Origin of the sequence: Pseudoalteromonas sp. PAB 2.2 (genome assembly GCF_001938575.1) — a bacterium.
In the GTDB taxonomy this organism is placed as follows: Bacteria; Pseudomonadota; Gammaproteobacteria; order Enterobacterales; family Alteromonadaceae; genus Pseudoalteromonas; species Pseudoalteromonas lipolytica.
The window spans coordinates 89,540-107,856 of the sequence record NZ_LYPI01000020.1 but is presented as its reverse complement, the minus strand read 5'-3'; the positions used below and the strand labels follow the sequence as shown (position 1 = coordinate 107,856).

16 protein-coding genes are annotated in these 18,317 nt (G+C 41.1%); 4 read left to right on the top strand and 12 right to left on the bottom strand.

Going from position 1 to position 18,317, the window contains the following annotated elements:
- Positions 1-269 (top strand): IS3 family transposase (locus BWD47_RS17390; protein ID WP_143474491.1); only part of this gene is annotated, 269 nt, incomplete at its 5' end.
- Between the two features lie 63 nt (positions 270-332).
- Here BWD47_RS17390 and tpx read toward each other — a convergent pair.
- Entirely contained in the window at positions 333-914 is a 582-nt protein-coding gene (tpx, locus tag BWD47_RS17385; protein WP_075594380.1) for a thiol peroxidase, read from the bottom strand.
- A gap of 207 nt (positions 915-1,121) precedes the next feature.
- On the opposite strand from tpx, the gene BWD47_RS17380 reads away from it, so the two are divergent.
- Both BWD47_RS17380 and BWD47_RS17375 read left to right on the top strand, forming a co-directional pair.
- Complete coding sequence (locus tag BWD47_RS17380) at positions 1,122-2,126, top strand: response regulator (RefSeq protein WP_036967595.1); 1,005 nt, start codon at positions 1,122-1,124, stop codon at positions 2,124-2,126.
- A 3-nt stretch (positions 2,127-2,129) separates the two neighbouring features.
- Positions 2,130-3,095 carry a diguanylate cyclase gene (locus tag BWD47_RS17375; protein WP_036967597.1) on the top strand — a complete coding sequence of 322 codons (966 nt, stop codon included), beginning with the start codon at positions 2,130-2,132 and terminating at the stop codon, positions 3,093-3,095.
- 203 nt (positions 3,096-3,298) lie between these two features.
- Here the strand turns inward: BWD47_RS17375 and BWD47_RS17370 are convergent, their stop codons facing one another.
- The 5 genes from BWD47_RS17370 to BWD47_RS17350 form a co-directional block, all read right to left on the bottom strand.
- A complete protein-coding gene (locus BWD47_RS17370; protein ID WP_075594379.1) occupies positions 3,299-4,180 on the bottom strand; it encodes a universal stress protein in 882 nt (293 codons plus the stop codon).
- A 5-nt stretch (positions 4,181-4,185) separates the two neighbouring features.
- Complete coding sequence (locus BWD47_RS17365; protein WP_036967604.1) at positions 4,186-5,700, bottom strand: SpoVR family protein; 1,515 nt, start codon at positions 5,698-5,700, stop codon at positions 4,186-4,188.
- Between the two features lie 20 nt (positions 5,701-5,720).
- Positions 5,721-7,007, bottom strand: coding sequence for a YeaH/YhbH family protein (locus BWD47_RS17360; protein WP_036967607.1), 1,287 nt, complete (start codon positions 7,005-7,007; stop codon positions 5,721-5,723).
- Positions 7,008-7,033: 26 nt separating this feature from the next.
- A complete protein-coding gene (locus BWD47_RS17355) occupies positions 7,034-8,956 on the bottom strand; it encodes a PrkA family serine protein kinase (RefSeq protein WP_036967610.1) in 1,923 nt (640 codons plus the stop codon).
- A 239-nt stretch (positions 8,957-9,195) separates the two neighbouring features.
- The gene (locus BWD47_RS17350) at positions 9,196-9,777 is read right to left on the bottom strand and encodes a superoxide dismutase (RefSeq protein ID WP_036967613.1); all 582 of its coding nucleotides are present in this window, start codon (positions 9,775-9,777) and stop codon (positions 9,196-9,198) included.
- A 262-nt stretch (positions 9,778-10,039) separates the two neighbouring features.
- Here BWD47_RS17350 and BWD47_RS17345 point away from each other — a divergent pair, with 262 nt between their 5' ends.
- Positions 10,040-10,378, top strand: a complete 339-nt coding sequence (locus tag BWD47_RS17345) for a Grx4 family monothiol glutaredoxin (RefSeq protein ID WP_036967616.1) — start codon at positions 10,040-10,042, stop codon at positions 10,376-10,378.
- Positions 10,379-10,418: 40 nt separating this feature from the next.
- On the opposite strand, the gene BWD47_RS17340 is transcribed toward BWD47_RS17345, so the two are convergent.
- From BWD47_RS17340 to BWD47_RS17315, 6 genes are all read right to left on the bottom strand, one after another.
- Complete coding sequence (locus BWD47_RS17340) at positions 10,419-11,702, bottom strand: PAS domain-containing sensor histidine kinase (protein ID WP_075594378.1); 1,284 nt, start codon at positions 11,700-11,702, stop codon at positions 10,419-10,421.
- Positions 11,702-13,030: a sigma-54 dependent transcriptional regulator gene (locus BWD47_RS17335; RefSeq protein WP_075594377.1), complete on the bottom strand. Its 1,329-nt coding sequence runs from the start codon at positions 13,028-13,030 to the stop codon at positions 11,702-11,704. The genes BWD47_RS17340 and BWD47_RS17335 overlap by 1 nt, the downstream gene beginning before the upstream one ends.
- 117 nt (positions 13,031-13,147) lie before the next feature.
- Positions 13,148-14,353: an ABC transporter permease gene (locus BWD47_RS17330; protein WP_036967624.1), complete on the bottom strand. Its 1,206-nt coding sequence runs from the start codon at positions 14,351-14,353 to the stop codon at positions 13,148-13,150.
- Positions 14,354-14,364: 11 nt separating this feature from the next.
- Entirely contained in the window at positions 14,365-15,678 is a 1,314-nt protein-coding gene (locus BWD47_RS17325) for an ABC transporter permease (RefSeq protein ID WP_036967626.1), read from the bottom strand.
- 2 nt (positions 15,679-15,680) lie between these two features.
- Positions 15,681-16,388: an ABC transporter ATP-binding protein gene (locus BWD47_RS17320; protein ID WP_036967628.1), complete on the bottom strand. Its 708-nt coding sequence runs from the start codon at positions 16,386-16,388 to the stop codon at positions 15,681-15,683.
- A gap of 21 nt (positions 16,389-16,409) precedes the next feature.
- Positions 16,410-17,663 carry an efflux RND transporter periplasmic adaptor subunit gene (locus tag BWD47_RS17315; protein WP_075594376.1) on the bottom strand — a complete coding sequence of 418 codons (1,254 nt, stop codon included), beginning with the start codon at positions 17,661-17,663 and terminating at the stop codon, positions 16,410-16,412.
- Positions 17,664-18,317: the final 654 nt, after the last annotated feature.

Below are 18,317 nucleotides of genomic sequence, written 5' to 3'. Positions count from 1 at the left end.
AAAACAAACAATATCAAAATCATCTCAAGGAAAAAGGGTTGCAACAAAGTATGTCTAGAAAAGGAAATTGTTTAGATAATGCGGTTGCTGAGAACTTCTTCGGCATATTGAAGAGTGAGATGTACCACAACGAAACGTTTAAAGACGTGAATGAGCTTATTGAAAACATCAAAGAATATATCCACTATTACAACAACGAGCGTATTAAGCTGAAACTAAAAGGCCTGAGTCCGATACAGTATCGAAATCAGGCCTTGGCAGCCGCTTAAAAATGAGTCCAACTTTATGGGGTCACTTCAGTTGGCGGTTTTTTGTTTTTAGTATCGCTGAGGTTATAGCTTTTTCAGTGCATCAATTGCGCTGTCGTAATCGGGCTCTTTAGAGAGGTTATCGACAAGTTGTTTGTAAACGATTTTGTGTTCTTTATCTAAAACGAACACTGCACGGGTTAATAACCCCATATCCTTAATGATCAAACCATAGTTTTGACCAAAGTCACGCCAAACAGAGTCAGACAATGCCGTGACCTTATCGATATTTTCGGCTTTACAAAAGCGTTTTTGCGCAAAGGGTAAATCAGCACTTAATGTTAGCATTGCAATGCTGGGAAACTCAGAAGCTACTTTTTCATTAAAATGTTTTGTTTGAATACTGCAAACGCCCGTATCAAGGCTTGGCACAACACTTAATAATACGGCTTGCCCTTGATAGTCGTTGAGAGTGACAGGGGTGAAATTACCATCTACGACCTTGAAGTTAGGGGCTTGCTGACCTACTTTAACACCTTGTCCAAGTAATGTGACGGGTTTCGATTGTACAGAAACTTTGCCAGCATCTAAACTATTTTCTACTAAATCATTGGCATAACTGAATGTACAAACTGCTCCAAGAGCAAACATAAGAGGGCGTAACAACATTACTTCATTCCTTCAAATTAACGCATTTAACATCAGTGTATTATACTGAACCAATAGCTCCAAGGTTTACCACAATTTAAAATTGTAAATAACCTGTAGTTTGATTAACATGTGTGCGTAGTCCGATTTTTGTTTATAAAAATAATAATAAAGTTAGTGCATTTTGTATTAGCCAGTTCAAAAGTGCGTATTTAGAGAGAATATATGTCAACATCGGTATTAGTTTGTGATGATTCAAAATTAGCGCGTAGACAATTAGCGCGCTCTTTACCTGATGATTGGGATATAAAAGTCGAATTTGCTGAAAACGGCATTCACTGTATTGAACAAATTAAGCGTTTACAGCCCGAAATTTTATTTCTTGATTTAAATATGCCCGAAATGGATGGTTATGAAGTGTTGCAAGCCATTCAAGATCAAGGCTTACATGTATTAACCGTTGTCGTCTCGGGCGATATCCAGCCAAATGCGCATCAACGCGTGCTTGAACTTGGCGCAATCGATTTTATTCAGAAACCCTGCTCAGCAGAAAAGCTCGCGAACATTATTGAGCATCATGGTATTAAAGACAAAGCCATGCGGGAGCGCTTAGCAAATAAGCTAGGTGAGCAAGTAGACCCCGATGTACGTGACATATACCAAGAACTCACCAATGTTGCTATGGGCCAAGCAGGGGACTTATTAGCACGTTTATTGAATGTGTTTGTAAAGCTTCCAATTCCGAACGTAAATGTACTTGAAGTCAATGAGCTTGATATGGCCTTGCGGTCGATTGATGCCAATGCCTCAACGTCAGGTGTGTGCCAAGGCTTTATTGGCGGTGGCGTGTCGGGTGAAGCGTTATTGCTGTTAAATGATTCGAGTTTTAAAGAAATTGCTTCGTTAATGAATTACGAAGGAGAGCTTAACAATAAAGTTGAGCTTGAACTGTTAATGGATGTCAGTAACATCTTAATAGGCGCTATTTTGAGTGGGCTGTCAAAGCAACTTGATATGCGTTTTAGTCAAGGTCATCCGGTGGTGTTAGGTCAGCATTGTGATGTGTCTGATTTGGTTAAAGCCAATAAATCACGTTGGCAACGAACTCTCGCCATTGAGATCAGCTACGGCATTGAAAATCACAACATTAATTGTGATCTTATGTTGCTGTTTACTGAGGACTCATTAAAAACTTTAAAATATAAAGTAGCTTATTTATTAGAAGACTAAACTATGCCTGCAGCCGATTTTAATATGAATGAACTCCATTGGTTAATGGATATGTTTAATACCGTTGATGTAGGCCTTGTGGTGCTTGATAGAGACTATAAAGTCTGCATTTGGAATGGTTTTATGGAAAACCATTCGGGTTTATTGCCAAGCGCGGTAAAAGACAAAGACTTATTTGATCTCTTTCCATCAATTGATGAAAAATGGTTTCGTAGTAAGTCTGAATCTGTGTTTATTCTTAATAATCGCTCGTTCACGATTTGGGAGCAGCAACCCTATATTTTCCGTTTTAAAAACTACCGTCCAATTACCGGTAAAGCGGATCATATGTATCAAAATGCTACCTTTATTCCGCTCACCACAACGACCGGCGAAGTATCACATATCTGTATTATTATTTACGATGTGACCGATGAGGCGGTGAATAAAAAAGAACTTGAAGACGTTAATGCGAAGCTTGAACAAATGAGCCGCACTGATGCATTGACACAGCTAACTAATCGCGGATTCTGGGAGCAAAAACTACGTAAAGAATACATGCGTATTTCCAGAAGCGGTGGCTGCAGTACGTTATTAATGTTTGATATCGACCATTTTAAAACCGTTAACGATGAGCATGGACATCGTGCTGGTGATGAAGCACTGCGTCATATTGCTGATTTATTGAGAAAAACATTACGTGAAACTGATTTAGCAGGCCGTTATGGTGGTGAAGAGTTTGCCGTAACTTTGCTTGATACGGATCATGAAGGTGCAATGATCTTTGCAGAGCGTTTACGTGCTCTTATTGAAAATTCGTCAATTTATTTTGGTGATAAACAAATTAAACTCACGGTGAGTATAGGCTTTGCGTGCTCTGATGAGAAAAAGTTTGAGCGTTATGAAAAGTGGATTGAAGCAGCTGATCAAGCCTTATACCACTCTAAACAAAATGGCCGTAATAAAGTGACGGCTTATTCAGACTTATGACACCAATTGCAAAACAAGACTAAATCATTTTGAGGCATTAAACCTGTCACTACCTGTGTTAAAAATGTCTGATTTACGACTGCATGGATGTAGGCGCAATTGCCGAGAACATCTAAATAACGACATTTTTGCAGTGTTATCAACGCGGTTTTATTGCCTCAAAATAGACCACCTAATTAAGCTAATTGATATTAAGTCTGGCTTTAGTTATCGAAAGGAGGGATCACTAAAATATCCGTTTTTAGTAATTTCATAACCTTTTCTGCTGTATTACCAATAAGATGCCCTTTAATTCCTGTATTACCCACCGTACCCATTATTACAAGGTCTGCACTGAGTTTTGCGGCGATACTGGGGATCACTTGCTCGACGATACCTGCCTTAATTTCTAGCTTTTCTTTGAGGTTATATGACTCAATCAGAGCGCGTTGGGCACTGGGGAGTTTTTCATAAGCATTAATAACTTGCTCATCAGAAAAAACTAACCCCAAATCGCGTAAAAAGGGCGATACATGCACGGTATAACAAGAAAAAAAATCACTTTTATAATCAGCGGCATACGCTAGACCCATTTTTATCATTGCTTCGTTAAGGCGATATTTAGTGGCTTTCTCACTGCCTAAGTCGAGCGCAGCGAGCACATTAGTATTGTTTTTCCATTTGTTATCAGCAGCTAAATAAAGCGGTAGGGGGCTGAAGCGTATAAGCTGCCAATCAAGCTCACTAAACTGTGTTTCTGCATCAATATGACGCGTTTTAATCACAAGCTCATACGCTGACGTATCAAGTTCATTAGCAAGCCACTGCTCAGGACTTTCATGCCAAAGCGTTTGGAATGTGTAGCTACCTTGCTCTAAATGGCTGTCAATTAAAGGTGATAGTGTGTCACGAATTTTACCTAATTCTTTATCCTGAATAGCAAGTGCTTCTTCGGGTGGAATCGAAAATAAAATACTGTTGGTATCTTCATAGCTAAATGCGACGATATCAATATGCCTAACCCCCTTCGCTTTTTGTTTGGCGTGAAGTATCGAGGTTTTGGCATCGGCGATAGCGTCGATGATAACCAGTATTTTTTTATCCATGTGACCTACTCTGTTGTGTGTCGTGCATCACTTTTTGGGCATTCACCAAGTAGTGAAATTTCACCGGTTGAAGATTCTTGTTCCAGTTTTACCTTAAACCCCCATAACCTGTAAAGGTGTTTCAGCACTTCATCTTTTGAGCCAGCTAACGGAATGTTTTTATGAGGTACATAGCGTAAGGTTAAAGAACGATCTCCTCTAATATCAACATTATAGATTTGTATATTGGGTTCATGATTGCTTAAATTATATTGTGCAGATAACGTTTCACGTACTTGTTGATAGCCCACTTCGTCATGTATCGCGCCGACATTAAGGGTTGGCTCTTTTTCATGATCAATAATAGTAAATAGCTTGAAGTCACGGATAATTTTAGGTGATAAAAACTGGCTAATAAAGCTCTCATCTTTAAAGTTTTGCATGGCAAAATGCAGGGTTTCTAGCCAATCGGCTCCAGCATATTCAGGGAACCACTTTTTATCTTCATCAGTGGGATTTTCACAAATTCGGCGAATATCAACCATCATATTAAAGCCCAATGCATAGGGATTAATACCAGAATAATAATTGCTGTTATAAGGCGGCTGATAAACCACATTGGTATGGCTTTGTAAAAACTCGAGCATAAAGGCATCGGTGAGTTTTCCCTCATCATACAAGTGGTTTAAAATCGTATAATGCCAAAACGTTGCCCAACCTTCATTCATCACCTGCGTTTGCTTTTGGGGGTAAAAGTATTGTGAAATTTTTCGCACAATACGGATTACTTCACGTTGCCATGATTCAAGTAGCGGGGCATTTTTCTCTATAAAATACAGAATATTTTCTTGTGGTTCCTCAGGAAAGCGACGCTCGTGTTTTTTCGACTCTTGTTGAGATGTTGGAATGGTTCGCCATAATTCATTCACCTGCGATTGCAGATAATCTTCGCGTTCTTGTTGACGCTTTTGCTCTTCATACAGCGAAATTCTTTGCGGGCGCTTATAACGGTCAACCCCATAGTTCATTAAGGCATGACAAGAGTCGATAAGGTTTTCTACCTCATTAATACCGTACTTCTCTTCACAGCGCGCAATATAATTTTTCGCAAATAATAAGTAGTCGATAATAGAACCTGCATCGGTCCAGGTTTTAAATAAGTAATTACCTTTAAAAAATGAGTTGTGGCCATAGCACGCGTGCGCCATCACGAGAGCTTGCATTGGCAAGGTGTTTTCTTCCATTAGGTAAGCAATGCAGGGGTCTGAATTTATAACAATTTCGTACGCTAACCCCATTTGCCCGCGTTTATAATTTTGCTCTGTTTGAATAAACTTTTTACCGTATGACCAATGACTATAACCGATAGGCATGCCTACACTTGAGTAAGCATCCATCATTTGTTCAGCAGTGATCACTTCTATTTGATTCGGGTAAGTATCGAGCTTATAGATCTTTGCGACTCGCTCAATTTCACTTTGGTATTGTGCTAATAAATCAAACGTCCAATCAGGTCCGTCACTAATACGTTTATCGGCCATATTTTACCTCACTCGCAAGGCTATGCGGCGCCTTGCTGCTGACGATTCTTTTTAAATAATTCACGGAAAATAGGGTAAATGTCCTCTACACCACGAATATGTTGCATGGCAAAGTTGTCGTGTGTTTGTGCTATAGATTGATACTCACGCCATAAACTTTGATGCGCACGCGCCGTAATTTCTATGTACGCATAGTAACGTACTGCTTTGAGTAATTTATTGCGGAGTATTTCACCGCAATGAGGAGAGTCATCGGCCCAGTTATCACCATCAGATGCTTGTGCAGCATAAATATTCCATTCATCTGCATGGTAACGTTCAGCGATAATTTCATTCATTAATTTCAGCGCGCTCGACACTATAGTGCCACCGGTTTCTTGTGAGTAAAAAAACTCTTGCTCATCAACTTCTTTAGCTTGTGTATGGTGGCGAATGTACACGACTTCGATATCTTTGTAGCTGCGAGTCAAAAACTGATACAGCAAAATATAAAACCGTTTTGCCATATCTTTTGTTGCTTGATCCATCGAACCTGACACATCCATAAGGCAAAACATCACGGCTTTACTCGTCGGGTGGGGACGTTTTTCGTAATTGCGAAAACGTAAGTCGTAATTATCAATAAACGGCACGGCTTTTATGCGACTTTCAAGCTCTTCAATTTGACGCTCAAGCAGGGCAATAGCGGCTTTGTCGGGCTCTTCCTCTGCTTTCAAAAGCGCTAATTGTCCTTGAAGTTCGCTCAGATGTCGTTTTTTGCCCGCTGTCATTGCAACACGGCGAGCGAGCGAGCCTTGTAATGAGCGCACTATATCAATATTACTGGGCATACCATCGCTACAAAAACCAGCGCGATGCGTTTTCATTTGCACGAGTTTATCAAGTTGATTTTGCTGTAAGTTTGGCAGCTCTAAATCTTCAAATAATAAATCTAAATACTCGTCTTTAGAGATAGAAAAAACAAACTCATCTTGGCCTTCGCCCGAATCACTTGCGTCACCTTCGCCACTGCCACCCCCTTGACCGCCTCCTTGCGGGCGTTTAATTTTATCGCCCGTTGAGAATTGGTCATTTCCTGGATGTATTTGCTCCCGATCGCCCCCACGTCCTTGATGAAATACAGGCTCACTAATATCGCGCTGTGGAATAGAAATACTCTCGCCACTGCTCGTATCGGTTACGCTGCGTTTATTAATGGCATCAGATACGGCTTCTTTAATCTGTTTTTTATAACGCCTGATGAAACGCTGACGGTTCAACGTACTTTTGTTTTTTCCATTCAGGCGTCGGTCTATAAAATGCGCCATAACAACCCCCTTGAAACAAACGTTTTTTACTGCGATTTTCTAACGCGTAAATACCATTCAGAAAGTAAACGTACTTGTTTTTGGGTATAGCCTTTTTCAACCATACGGTTGACAAAGTCTTCGTGTTTTTTCTGATCTTCGGCAGAGGTTTTCGCATTGAAAGAAATAACCGGAAGCAGATCTTCGGTGTTCGAGAACATTTTTTTCTCAATCACCGTGCGAAGTTTTTCGTAACTGGTCCAAAGCGGGTTTTTGCCTTGGTTGTGCGCACGGGCGCGCAGTACGAAATTGACAATCTCGTTACGGAAATCTTTCGGGTTCGAAATACCTGCTGGCTTTTCAATTTTTTCGAGCTCTGCATTTAATGCTGCTCGATCAAAAAGTTGGCCTGTATCTGGGTCGCGATATTCTTGATCTTGAATCCAAAAATCAGCATAGGTTACGTAGCGATCAAAAATATTTTGCCCGTATTCAGAATAAGACTCTAAATAGGCAGTTTGTAGTTCTTTGCCAATAAACTCGACATACTGCGGGATTAGATAGCCCTTTAAGTGACTTAGGTAGCGTTCTTCCACATCGGCTGAGAACTGTTCGCGCTCAATTTGCTGCTCTAAAACATAAAACAAGTGAACAGGGTTTGCTGCGACTTCTGTGGTATCAAAGTTGAACACTCGCGATAAAATTTTAAAGGCAAAACGTGTAGAGAGCCCAGTCATGCCTTCGTCAACACCTGCATAATCACGGTATTCTTGGTATGACTTCGCTTTCGGGTCGGTGTCTTTTAAGCTTTCACCGTCGTAGACACGCATTTTTGAATAGATGCTTGAATTTTCTGGCTCCTTAATACGTGAAAGAGTGGTAAATTGTGCCAATGTTTTTAATGTGCCTGGTGCGCATGGCGCATCGTGAAGTTCACTGTTTTCAAGAAGTTTGTTGTAGATTTTCACTTCTTCAGAAACGCGTAAGCAGTAAGGTACCTTAACAATATAAACACGGTCCAAAAATGCTTCGTTGTTTTTGTTATTTTTAAATGTTTGCCACTCAGATTCATTCGAGTGAGCTAAAATCATGCCGTTGAAGGGAAGGGCACTAATACCTTCGGTGCCATTATAGTTACCTTCTTGGGTGGCAGTGAGTAGCGGGTGGAGTACCTTAATAGGTGCCTTAAACATTTCCACAAATTCCATCAACCCTTGGTTCGCTAAACAAAGTGCACCTGAATACGCGTAAGCATCAGGGTCATTTTGTGCAAAATGTTCAAGCTGACGAATATCGACTTTACCGACTAATGCCGAAATATCTTGATTGTTTTCATCGCCCGGTTCCGTTTTGGCGATCGCAATTTGATTCAAAATAGAAGGGTAGCGTTTTACCACTCTAAATTGGCTTATATCACCATTGAACTCACTTAAGCGCTTGGCTGCCCACGGCGACATCACTGTTTTTAAATAGCGTGGCTTAATGCCGTATTCTTTCTCGAGTAGTTCAGCATCTTCGTTTGGATCAAACAAAGCGAGAGGGTGATCATTGACAGGGGACCCTTTTATTGAATAAATAGGCACTTGTTGCATCAGGTATTTTAGTTTTTCGGCAATAGATGATTTACCCCCGCCCACAGGGCCAAGTAAATACAATACCTGCTTACATTCTTCTAAACCTTGCGCAGCATGCTTTAAGTAAGAAACGATTTGTTCAATGGCATCTTCCATACCATAAAAATCGTGGAATGCAGGGTAGCGCGCAACGACACGATTGGAGAATAATCGGCTGAGCCGCGCATCGGTCGATGTGTCAATAATTTCAGGCTCACCAATGGCCATTAACAGGCGCTCAGGTGCGCTTGCGTAAGCTGATTTGTCCTTCTTACAGATCTCGAGAAATTCCTCAATACTGTATTCTTCTTCTTGCGCTGCTTCGTATCGTGATTGGTAATGCTCAAAAATACTCATAGAGACCTCCGAAAACCCGCTAAAATGACGTGTAATTAGATTAAGAAAAAAGCAAAGGTTAATTAAAGCTTAGTCACGATTTTGAATTTTTGCGCAAGAAAATTAAGAATTTAATTGAAAAAAGATCATCTTGGTACGCATTTATTATGGCGCTTGGGCTGCGGCTGAACAGTGATATATAAAAGGCAATAAAAAAGACGCCGAAGCGTCTTTTTTTAATTACTGCAAGTTAAACAGAATTAAGCGAAGTTAGCGTTCGCGAAATCCCAGTTAACAAGTGCCCAGAAACCTTTTAGGTAATCAGGACGAACATTACGGTAATCGATGTAGTAAGCGTGTTCCCACAGATCCACAGTTAGGATTGGTGTAACACCTTCATCAGTTAATGGTGTAGCAGCATTTGATGTGTTAACGATATCAAGAGTGCCGTCAGCTAGTTTAACTAACCAAGTCCAGCTTGAACCAAAGTTGTTTACAGCTTTGTCGTTTAACGCGTCTTTGAATGCTTCGAAAGAACCCCATTTAGCGTTGATAGCGTCTGCAATAGCGCCAGTTGGTTCGCCACCACCGTTTGGAGATAGGCTGTTCCAGTAGAATGTGTGGTTCCAGATTTGCGCAGCATTGTTAAATACACCACCTTCTGAAGAACAAACGATTTCTTCTAGAGATTTGTTTTCGAATTCAGTGCCTGGGATCAGACCGTTTAATTTTACAACGTATGTGTTGTGGTGTTTACCGTGGTGAAACTCTAGAGTCTCTTTTGAAATATGTGGCTCTAATGCATCGATTGCGTATGGTAGTGACGGTAGTTCAAATGCCATTTTTTATCTCCATCTTCTTGGTTGATAGTCCACTCAGTTATAGGTAATAGCGAGGTAAACAGCGTACTCACCTATACCAAATGGTATTATAGTGTTACTATAATTGTTGAGTATTTTACTCAAGTTTTAGCAAACAGCAATGCTATTGCTAAAGACTCTTTAAAATTGTGACTGTGATAGTCCATTTTAAGTTATATATCTGAGGCCACAGTGAATATTTTTCAAGGCCAGTGTAGTAAGTCAATGTCTTTTGAGGTTGTAAATGGAAACCATCGATAAAATTAAACAGCAAATTTCTGAAAACCCAATCCTTTTATACATGAAAGGATCACCAAAATTACCTAACTGTGGTTTTTCTTCTCAAGCATCACAAGCTTTAATGGCGTGTGGTGAACCGTTTGCTTACGTTGACATTCTTCTTAATCCAGATATTCGTGCAGAGTTACCTGCTTACGCTAATTGGCCAACATTCCCACAACTTTGGGTTGAAGGTGAATTAATTGGTGGCTGTGACATTATCATCGAAATGTTTCAACGTGGTGAATTACAACCATTAATCACAGAAACAGCAGCAAAGTACAAAGAACAAGACGCTGAGTAATCTTACTTAGTTTGCCGAGAAAGCCGCATAAGCGGCTTTTTTATTGTGCTAAAATCACATGCACACTTAAGCCACCTTGCTCGCGGTTGTGAAGGCTAATTTGCCCGTGATGTGCTTCAACTATTTCTCGGCACAGCGCTAGCCCTAAACCACTGCCTGTCGATTTAGTGGAGTAAAAGGGGATCAGTGCATTCGCCATTACAGTTTCGCTCATGCCTTTGCCTCTGTCGCTCACAGTAATGTGGGTGCTGGCCATTTCTTGTTGAATACTCAGACTGATGTCTTCAGGTTTAGTACCCGATTCGTACGCATTTTTTAATAAATTAATCAGCAGTTGCTCAAGCTGAGTATGATCGGCTTGTGTATTTACGTTATCGCCAAGAGTAATATTGACTTGCCATTGGCTTTTTAATTGCTCGACGATTGATGGCCAGTTAATCGCTGATAACTGAGGAGTGGGTAATTTGGCAAATTTACCATAGCCTTGAACAAATTCGTTAAGGTGTTTGATCCGGTCTTCAATGGTGGTGAATACGCGTTTTAAACGAGGCTCGTCGACTTCTTTTGTTAATAACTGTGCGCTGTGGAGCATTGATGACATTGGGCCCAGCGAATTATTGAGTTCGTGGCTGATGATACGGATTACTTTTTTCCATACTTCAACCTCTTGGCGGCTGAGTTCCCGTGTGAGCTGTTTGAACACATACAGTTGGTGGTATTGATTATTAAGTAATAAGCGGCCCGTTGCCATATGCCAAGTTTGTGATTCTTGTTCCGTTTTATCGAGGGTAAATAAGCCATCAATCCCTTTGTTGATAGCACGTGTCAGTTGTTCAGAGCAGGTACTAATCACATTTTCTAGATTAAGTCCTTCGATAGCTGATTTTGCTTCAAACAAGCTACGAGCACTGTGATTACTGTAAACAATAAAACCTTGATCGTTAATAAGTAGCACCGCTTGCTCAGAGCTTTGCAGTACTTTGTCGAGCATTAATTCACGCTGGTATATCCATTGCTTTTCTTGGCGAAGTTGCTTTGCTGTTTGGTTATAAAGTCGGCATAAGTCACCCAGTTCATCTTTGCTATCATAGGCCAAAAGGGTGGCCAGTTCACCGTCTTTAAAGTTAAGCAATCCAGATTCAAGAGACGCTATACCGTCAGCTAAAGGGCGGCTTAACTGGTACGCCAAAAGGCCAGCTAGCAAGGCGCAACCAATGACCGCAAGCAAAGTATATAACCCAGGAAGAGCAGCAAAATAGCTTACCAGTAATAGAGGGACTACCGCTGCAACAACACACAATAGAATAATCTTATTTCTTAACATTAGTAATCTATCTTAAATTTATCGAGTCTGCGATACAGCGCTTGTCGGCTAAGACCAAAATGTCGCGCAACTTTAGCAATCACCCCTTGGTGTTCGCGCATTGCCAGTTCAATATCGTGCTTTGTCGGTTCACTTTTGGGTGATGTCGCTTTAGTGGTATCGACGTTTAAGCCAAAGTCGGCAAGTTCAATATTGCCAGTTGGTTTTAATACGGCAGCCCGTTTACACGCATTTTCAAGTTCACGTACATTACCCGGCCACGGATGGGCAAGCAGGGCTTTCTCGGTGCTTAGAGACACACTGCGATGTGGTAAAAAGTGTGCCACTAGGGCAAGAATATCATCGGGTCTGTCAGCTAGGCTAGGCAGGTTTAACTCAATAACATTGAGACGATAATATAAGTCCTCCCGAAAATGACCCGCTTTAATCGCGTGCGTTAAATCTTCGTTTGTTGCTGATATAACCCGCACATTTACTTTTCGAGTTTGCGTTGATCCTAAACGCTCAAATTCACCGGTTTGCAGAATACGTAATAGTTTCATTTGACCGGACAACGGTAGGTTGCCTATTTCGTCTAAAAATAATGTGCCCCCATCGGCGGCTTCAAAACGGCCAATGCGTTGCTTGGTGATACCTGTGTACGCGCCAGCTTCAGCGCCAAACAATTCAGCTTCAATGAGTTCATTTGGCAATGCACCGGCGTTAACAGTGATAAAAGGATGGTCTGCAAGCAGAGAGTTGGCTTGGATTATCTGTGCTATGCGCTCTTTGCCACTGCCATTTGGGCCAGTGATAAGCACTGATATGTCTGACTTTGCCACCTGAATAGCAAGATTAACAATATGCTCCATCGCTGTGCTTTTATAAATAAGGCCGACAAGGTTGGCAGTTTTAATAGAATCTTCGCGTTCTTGCTGGTGGCGTGCGAAAGTTTCATTTTGTTGTTTCGCTTTACCAAGTTCGAGTAAATTATTGATACAAGTCAGCAGTTTTGTATCGTCCCACGGCTTTGGTAAATAGTCTGCGGCACCCGCCTTTACAAGCTCAACAGCTGTTGCAAGCTCGGTCCATGCGGTGATTAAGATAATAGGCAGTAATGGGTTTATATTGCGTAAGTCATAAAACAGCGCCTTGCCTTCTTCACCCGAGGTGGTGTCGGCGGTAAAGTTCATATCTTGAATAACTAATGAAATACGCTGGTACTGTACTGCTTGGATTGCTTCAAATGGGGTGCTTGCAGTAACCACGGTAAAATTGTGGATCTCTAATAATAATGACAAGGCGTCTAATATCGCGGGGTTGTCATCAACAATAAGTATTTTTTCCATATTATTATTTTTTTGCTGTTTTCCTAAATATGTTAAGTAAGTCCGGTGCAAGAGCCAACTTAAGTGTGTACTTATAAATGCTACACTGTAAATCCAGTGTAGCATAGCTTGGGAGAACTAAATGGTGCGTGTTGCAATGCTCGGTGAAATGTTCGCAGCTCGTTTGGCTGGCGCAAGAACCGCAAGCAAACTCATAATAAACACAGCGCTTGCAGTGGCAATTACATAACGCACATCTAACTGAGCAATCGAGAAATGTTGCATCAGTAATTGGCCTAAATACATCGCTGCTATCATGCCTATTACTAAACCTACACTGCAAATCATGGCATTTTCGACTAAAAAGTAGCTAATAATGGCGGACTTTCTTGCTCCAAGAGCACGGCGAGTCCCAATTTGTTTCGTGCGTTTACTAATATTAAAGAGTGTAAGACCAAAGATACCCAGCGCAGTGACCAACACTAGAATTGTGATTAAAACAATTAACATACGCATCATAAGCGTGTCTTCAGCCATGTACTGCTCTTTGTCTTCATCAAGGCCGCGAATGCGCGAGATAACGCGTTTGTTGTAGTTTTTAAGCATGGCTTCTTCAACACGGTTCATTACAGACTGGCGTTGCCCAGGCTCTGTTCTTACGACAAAGCGTGCATTGCTACCTGCTTTAATGAACGGAATTAATGCCACATTATCTGGGCGACTATCTTTAAGCCATGGGCCTTTCATTACATCGACAATACCAATAATTTTTAAAGGAATATCACCAAAGTAAATAGATTGACCTAAGCCATTACCATCAGGGAAAAGCTCATCAGATAGACTTTTACTCACCACGATGACCTTCGAAAGCTCATCGTAATTCTCTGTTACGATCACTTCGTCTTCGCTGTAATTACGCCCAGCAATTAAGTTAACACCGTACGTGTTAATGCCGTGTTCGTCGATAAACATATATGAGCTACGTGCCGATTTACTCTCTTGTGGCGCCGGTTTTAAACTAAAGTCAGATGATGAACCACTGCCCGAAAGAGGTGTGGTACTAGAGTAAGCAGCATCAACCACCCCAGGAATTTGACGTAACATAGCTTCATCAAGCTCGTATTGTTGGCTTGGCGAGGTGTCTTGTCCGAACATCATCACATTGAAAATAAAAATATCTTGTTCTGGGTAGCCTGTTTCTTGGCTTAAATAGCTAATTCTATCTTGAATAATAAACGCGGCGTTACTGACGATTGCTGTGGTAATGGCAATTTGAATTAGTAACAGAATAGCCCCAACCTTTGAGCGGCATAAGGCATGAAATATAGGTTTAATTTCTAACATAGCACAGTTCCTTATTGGCTCTTAAGGTAAATAGCAGGGTTGGTTTTACACACCAGCCACGCAGGGTAAAGACCTGCGATTACACAGGTACTAATTGCTATTACAGGGGCGCTAAGTAACATGGTTAAATCCATGGTGGCTAAGCTTTGATAGTAGCTGTAGCTTTGGCGCACACCTAAAAGTCCCACTTGGGCTAAAATAACCCCGAAAATACCACCTAAAAATCCGAGCATGGCCACTTCGACAATGTGTTGAAAGAAAATTTGGCGTTTGCTTGCGCCTAAAGCTCTGCGTACGCCAACCTCTGGCGCACGGCGAAGAAATTTAGCCAGTAATAAGCCTAGAATATTTGCCAAACATACCGCTAAAAACATAAAGCTTAGGCCAACGAGAATTTCGTTATCTTCACTTACTACATTGTTGTATTCCATCCACTCGTTTACATCACGCAATTTCGCTTCAAGCTTTTCGCGGTTAAAGCGACCACGCTTTTGCTGTTCTTGCATATAAGCCATTAAGAAATCTTCATACGCTTGCTTTTCTGCGGGTGTTTTTAGTTCGACCCAAAATTGCAGCCAAACTAATTCAGAATTAAGCTTGTCGTTAAACGTATTGGTTTTTTCGTGCTTCCAGCCGTTTGTATTGCCCCAGTTTTCAAGCTCACGTGCTTTTAATAAGCTAAAAGGCAGGTAGAGTTGCTCGGTTTTATTAAATGCGCCGTTATTTAAATCGTAATATTTGGTCGTAATATTCCAGTCATCCATAACCCCAACCACTTCATAGCTTGCATCATCAAGGTAGATAATTTTGCCAACAGAGTTTTCTCCTGCAAATAGTTTGTCGTTGAGCTTTTTACTGATAACGACTACAGGTGCAGCAGTTGCTTCTTGTTGCTGACTCCACACGCCACCGTATAAAAATGATAAGTTAAACATGTCGAAGAAGTCGGGGGTTGTTAAACGCGCCTGACCAATAAATGGTTTTACGGTATCGGAGTCTAAATAAACAGAAAACCCAGTGCGCACCATCGTGACGCGCTTACCTCCGGCTTCTGCCTTATTTAAATTAACCGCGTCTTGATAGGTTAATTGCATTGGTAAATTATCTTTTGTCCACCAAGTTGAACCCTCGTCCATTATTTGCAATTGCACACTGTATAGTTGGCTACTCTTTTGCGGGATCGGATCGGCAGACATCATGTGATACACCGACAAGCTCGTCATCGTTACACCAATGCCAATGGCAATCGCTAATACCATTAAAAAACTCACTAAGGGCGTGCGCTTAAAGCTTCGCCAACTTAAATCTAGATAATGAAGGAACATGACTATACTCCTGCCGCTTTGAGGTTTTGCGTGCCTTGGTAAAGCGTGAAATCGGCAAGTTGACCGTCCACCACTTGGATATTTCGCGGGGCTCTTCGGGCAAGTTCAGGGTCGTGAGTAACCATGACAATGGTGGCGCCATCACGATTAATTTGTTCGAGCAATTCCATTACTTGGCGCGCCATTAAGCTGTCTAGATTACCCGTTGGCTCATCGGCAAGTAAAAAACGGGGTTCACCCGCAAGTGCTCTGGCAATGGCCACGCGTTGCTGTTGCCCACCTGAAAGTTGTTGCGGTAAATGCTTAGCACGTGACGCTAAACCTACTTGCTCTAAACATTGTTCAATACGACGTTTACGCTCAGCAGCTTTAATTCCTCGATATCGCAGAGGTACTTCAATATTTTCGTATAGATTTAAATCAGGTATCAGATTAAACCCCTGGAAGATAAAGCCTATTTTTTGGTTCCGTAAATCAGCACGCTGATTATCGTTTAGACCACCTACATCAATACCATCTAAAAGATACTGGCCTTCTGAAAACGGTTCTAGCATACCGGCAATATTTAAAAAGGTCGTTTTGCCTGAACCACTCGGGCCAGTAACAGCAATAAATTCACCTTCTTCTACATGGAGATTGAAATCACGTAATGCATGAGTTTGTACCATGTCTGTTTGATACACTTTGCTGATGTTGTTCATTGTAAGCATAATAATTATTCCTTGTTGCTGTTAGCGTAATACGAGAGTCGGTGCTTGTTTATAACGGTCGTAGTTAGAGATGATTAGCTTGTCGCCTGGTTTTACCCCTTCTAACAGTTCAACGGCATTGATACTGCTAGCACCTGTTTTTATATCGATTAAATAGGCCATGTCGCCGTCTACTTTATAGGCGCGGGTACCGCCTTGTTGTAAAAACGCACCACGTTTAACTTGTAAAACATTGTCGCGGTTCTCCAAAAGAATGCGTGCGGTTAAACGTTGATTTTGGCGGATGCCGGTAATTTCTTTATCGAAGCGAACACGTGTTGTGACTTCACGGTTATTCACCTCCGGCGAGATTGCTGATAATGTCCCCATGACTTGGCGGGCACCGAGAGTTAATTCTACTTGCATGCCAAGGCCTAGCTCATTGGCATAGCTTTCAGGTACTTGCAACTGTGCTTCAAAATTACTTAAGTCAACCAGTGTCATTAATGGTTGGCTTTGTGTAACCGCTTCTTTAGGTTGCACGAGTAAATTACCGACAATGCCACTGACGCTGGCTTTAATTGTTAACTCATTAACTTGGCGTAATAAGTCATCCACAATGAGTTGTTGACGAGCAAGGTCTCGCTCTGCAGCTTTTAGCTCGAATGCCAGTGTGTCTTTAGCAAGGCTGACTTCTTGTTCTGCATGCTTGAAGGAGAGTTTCGCGCGGGCTAAATCGTCTACGGCTTTTTCTAAATCGATCTGACTTATAAGGTGCTTCTCGATAGATAATTGCGCACGGCGGTTTTCTCTATCAGCGGCATTTAGCTCTACCTGTGCCAAATCAAGTGCTTTTGTTAAGCTTAATTTTTGTCTACGTGCTTCAAGTTGCTTTCGTTGTAATTCACCATCTAAACGCGCCAACACAGATTGTTGTTGTTTTAATTCATTGGTAAGCTCTGGGCTTTTAACCACAGCAATAATTTCGTTTACTTCAACACTGTCGCCAGCCTTTACGTTAAGATCGACAAAGCCGCGCTCGGGGCTGTAAACTTTAGGTGCATTAGCCGCGACAATTTTCCCGCTTGCTGCCACATCTCTAATTAAGGTTTGCTGAGCCACTTCACTTATTTGTAAGCTGGCTTTATCAACAGACACACTCCCATCGTTGCTCGCAAAGAGTGCTTGAAAGCCAAGGGCACTCACAATAAGAACACTCACAGTGAACAACAGTGGTTTTTTAATGTTTCTTTTTTTAGCCACGGTTATATCTTGGGCACTGGTATCTTTAATCATCATACTTCCTTACGATTCTCAAAAAATATAATCATGAAGCCAATGGCAATCATGGTAAGTGGTGATGTCATAAACAAACTCATAGTGAACATGTTTCGATCCTCTAATTCGATAATGACCTATCTATACCAATAGTGTGCCAATATTTAACTTACTGATTTTTAATGTTTTTATTTTTATTTGAGGTTTTTATTCTGTCCGCGGACAGAAAAAGTGTCCGTAGCGGACACTTTTTAAAGTGCATTGGTTGACGCAGAGGTAAACACCTAAAGGTAAGTAAGACTAAGGTCGGCTGCTAAAAAGTGCTATTTGTAACTAAGCTTAATGTATTGGTAAATATTTAAGCAGCTAACAGCTGAGAGAGCGCAAAATAACTGCATTACTATGCATGATTTGAATATTTATGCAAAATGAATTGTCAGTTTACGTTAACGTAAACTATCCGTTTTCAGGATGGTTTTTTACAAACTGTTAAAATTGACACCAGTGTCATAAAAAAATAATGGTTAAATAGCGTCTAAATGTAAAAAAATAGCATAGACTTTAAAGTGCGTCCTCAAGTGAGAAATATTCATAAATATGAATATGTATTCAAAACTCTATTGACTCATGGTTTATTTGGCGATAGTTTTGTTCGTCTGCTAGCACTGTCAC